The organism is Mycobacterium sp., assembly GCF_032162105.1.
In the GTDB taxonomy this organism is placed as follows: domain Bacteria; phylum Actinomycetota; class Actinomycetes; order Mycobacteriales; family Mycobacteriaceae; genus Mycobacterium.
In genome coordinates this window covers 1-3,300 of the sequence record NZ_JAVRPS010000330.1, presented here as the reverse complement: position 1 = coordinate 3,300, position 3,300 = coordinate 1, and the positions used below count along the sequence as shown (strand labels likewise).

4 protein-coding genes are annotated in these 3,300 nt (G+C 64.1%); all 4 read left to right on the top strand.

Annotated features, from left to right (window positions below):
- On the top strand, nucleotides 1–835 hold an 835-nt coding region (locus QOC69_RS16995; protein WP_526441590.1), incomplete at its 5' end, for a flavin-containing monooxygenase.
- On the top strand, nucleotides 828–1,763 hold the full coding sequence (locus QOC69_RS16990) for an SDR family NAD(P)-dependent oxidoreductase (protein ID WP_526441588.1): 936 nt from the start codon (nucleotides 828–830) through the stop codon (nucleotides 1,761–1,763). The genes QOC69_RS16995 and QOC69_RS16990, both read left to right, overlap by 8 nt.
- A gap of 19 nt (nucleotides 1,764–1,782) precedes the next feature.
- Complete coding sequence (locus QOC69_RS16985; protein ID WP_526441592.1) at nucleotides 1,783–3,024, top strand: CaiB/BaiF CoA transferase family protein; 1,242 nt, start codon at nucleotides 1,783–1,785, stop codon at nucleotides 3,022–3,024.
- A gap of 2 nt (nucleotides 3,025–3,026) precedes the next feature.
- Nucleotides 3,027–3,300: thiamine pyrophosphate-binding protein (locus tag QOC69_RS16980; RefSeq protein ID WP_526441586.1), on the top strand; the 274-nt coding region annotated here is incomplete at its 3' end.

Sequence of the window (3,300 nt, the reverse complement as noted above, 5' to 3'; positions counted from 1 at the left end):
TATCGCGGCCGCCGACGATCCCACGGCACTGTCCATCGAGCAGATCATGACCTTCCGTGAAGAAGAGGACTACAAGGTCATGGAGCGGTTGCGGCGGCGCGTCGAGGAGCTCGTCGACGACCCGGAGACCGCCGAAGCGCTCAAACCGTACTACCGGTTCATGTGCAAGCGGCCCTGCAGCAATGACGAATACCTGCCGACGTTCAATCGCCCGAACGTCACGCTGGTTGACGTTTCTGAATCCAAAGGGGTGGAACGACTCACCGAGAAGGGGATTGTCGCCAACGGCGTTGAGTACGAAGTCGACTGCGTCATCTTCGCCAGCGGTTTCGAGATCACCACCGACATCGGCCGTCGGTACGCCGTCGATGTGATCGAAGGCCGCGACGGCCTGTCACTGTTCGATTACTGGCGCGACAGCTACAAATCACTCCATGGGATGACCAGCCGAGGCTTCCCCAACCAGTTCTTCACCGGCTTCATTCAAGGCGGCGTGGCAGGGAACACCACCGCGATGCTCGAACAGCAGGCCGAACACATCGCCTACATCATTTCCGAAGCAATAGCGCGCCGCGCGACCACCGTCGAGCCGAGCCAGGAAGCGCAAGACAATTGGGTCAAGACGATCCGCGAAACCTCAATAGACAGCTCGGAATTCGCGGTCTCGTGCACGCCCGGCTATTACAACAACGAGGGCGGCGGTGGCGGCGAGGGCATCCGCTCCGCGATCGGCGATCCCTACATGCCGGGCTTCTACGTGTTCGACGACTTGCTCAGTGAATGGCGTGCAAAAGGCGACCTGGACGGTCTGGTACTTGAGAACATAGATGGCTGACTTGAGGTTCGACGGCAGGGTGGCGGTAGTCACCGGGGGCGGACGAGGGCTCGGCCGCTCCTACGCCCTCCTGCTCGCATCGCGGGGCGCGAAGGTCGTCGTCAACGACCCAGGCGGCAGCCTCGATGGCGACGGCGTGGACTCCGGGCCCGCCGAGTGTGTGGTCAGTGAGATCACAGCGGCTGGAGGACAAGCCGTCGCCTGCACCGCGTCGGTGAGCACCCCCGTTGGCGGCGACGCGATCATCCAGACAGCGCTCGAGCACTACGGCCGCCTCGACATCCTGATCCACAATGCCGGCAATGTCCGGGGCGGCTCCCTGAAAGAGATGAGCTACGAAGATTTCGACGCCGTGCTCGACGTGCACCTGCGCGGCGCGTTCAACGTTGTGCGGCCGGCATTTCCGCTCATGTGTGAGGCGGGCTACGGCCGTATAGTGCTGACGTCGTCGATCGGCGGCCTGTACGGAAACCACAACGTGGCCAATTACGCGGCCGCTAAGTCCGGCGTGATCGGGTTGTCCAATGTCGCGGCGCTCGAAGGCGCCGCCGAGGGTGTGCGGTGCAATGTAATCGTGCCGGCCGCGGTGACGCGCATGGCCGAAGGCATCGACACGTCGGCCTATCCACCAATGGGTTCGGAACTCGTTGCGCCCGTCGTGGGTTGGCTGGCGCACGAGTCCTGCTCGGTGACTGGTGAACTGTTCATCGCGCTGGCGGGTCGGGTGGCGCGAGCGGTCATCGCGGAGAGTCCGGGCGTGTACCGGGCGTCGTGGACGATCGAGGAGGTCAGCAGCCATCTGGATGCGATTCGAAAGGTAGAGGCGCCGCTGGTTTTTCCGGTCGTGCCTGACGGCCATGACCAGCACATCCGCTACAGCTTCGAACTGGCCGACCGGTCAAGCGATCGAGGCGCACTCCATGGCTAGCTCGACGAGGACGGGACCGCTGGCCGGTGTGCGGGTGATCGACCTCACCGCGATGGTGATGGGACCGTACTGCACGCAGATCATGGCCGACATGGGCGCCGACGTGATCAAAGTCGAACCCCCGCAAGGCGATAACACCCGCTACATCTCGGTGGGTCCGGCGCCGGGCATGAGTGGAGTGTTCGTCAACGTCAATCGCGGCAAGCGCGGCATCGTGCTGGACCTGCAAATTGACGCCGGAACGCGGGCGCTGCGCGCACTTGTTGAGACCGCCGATGTATTTATCCACTCGATGCGCGCCAAAGCGATCGCCAAGCTCGGCTTCGGCTACCAGGACGTCGCCGCGATCAACCCGGCGATCGTCTACACCAATTGCTACGGGTACGGGCGGCGCGGACCCGGCCGTGACCGGCCCGCCTATGACGACACGATCCAGGCCGAATGCGGCCTGCCCGCGGTACAACAGCAACTGACCGGCGAGGCCGACTACGTCGGAACCATCATGGCCGACAAGGTCGCCGGATTGACCGCGCTGTACGCGACGACCATGGCGTTGTTTCACCGCGAGCGCACCGGGGAGGGGCAGGAAGTCGAGGTCGCCATGTTCGAGACCATGGCCTCGTTCATGCTCGTCGAACATGCCAACGGCGCCCTGTTCGACCCGCCGCTGGGGCCGGCGGTGTACCCGCGTACCGTGGCGCCCAACCGGCGTCCGTACCGCACCAGTGATGGCCACATCGCCGCACTGATTTACAACGACAAGCACTGGAACGCTTTCATGAACGCGGTGCAGCCGCCGTGGGCCAGTGAGCTGTATTCGACGCTGGAGCAGCGTGCACACCAGATCGACACGGTGTACGGATTCGTGGCCGAGACGATGAAACAGCGCACGACGCAGGAGTGGCTAGCGCTGTTCGGCGAACTCGAGATACCGGCCGCGCCCCTCAATACGCCCGGTGACTTGTTCGACGATCCGCATCTCAATGCCGTCGGCATGTTTGAAACCGTGGACACCCCGCACGGACCGGTGCGTTTTCCGGGGGTACCCACCTGGTTCTCTCGGACACCGGGTCGCGTTGCGGGACCGGCGCCAGAGCTGGGCGCCGACACCGCAGAAGTGCTCGCCGAAATTGGCACGAGCAGTCCCCCGCCAGCGGGCGGTACCCCCACCAAAATCGCCCGAAATAGCCTGCCAGTGGGCGATTTCGCATTCCCCCGCAAGCGGGCGGTACCCCCAGCTCGCGAAGTAAAGGAGTTCTGAATATGGCCGTGCCGGTCTACAAGCGCATCCTCGACCTGTTCGAGGCCGAGGGTGTGAATACCCTGTTCGGTATCCCAGACCCGAACTTCGTGCACATGTTCGCCGAGGCCGACGCTCGCGGGTGGTCGGTGGTCGCGCCGCATCACGAGCTGAGTGCGGGATTCATGGCCGAGGCGGCGTCGCGGATGACGGGTAAGCCCGGCCTGTGCATCGGAACGCTCGGCCCCGGCGTGGCCAACATCTCCGGCGCGATGATGTGTGCGCTCGTGGAGAACT

Coding starts and splice junctions, on each gene's coding strand:
- QOC69_RS16990 (WP_526441588.1), top strand. CDS start 828: ATGGCTGACTTGAGGTTCGACGGCAGGGTGGCGGTAGTCACCGGGGGC.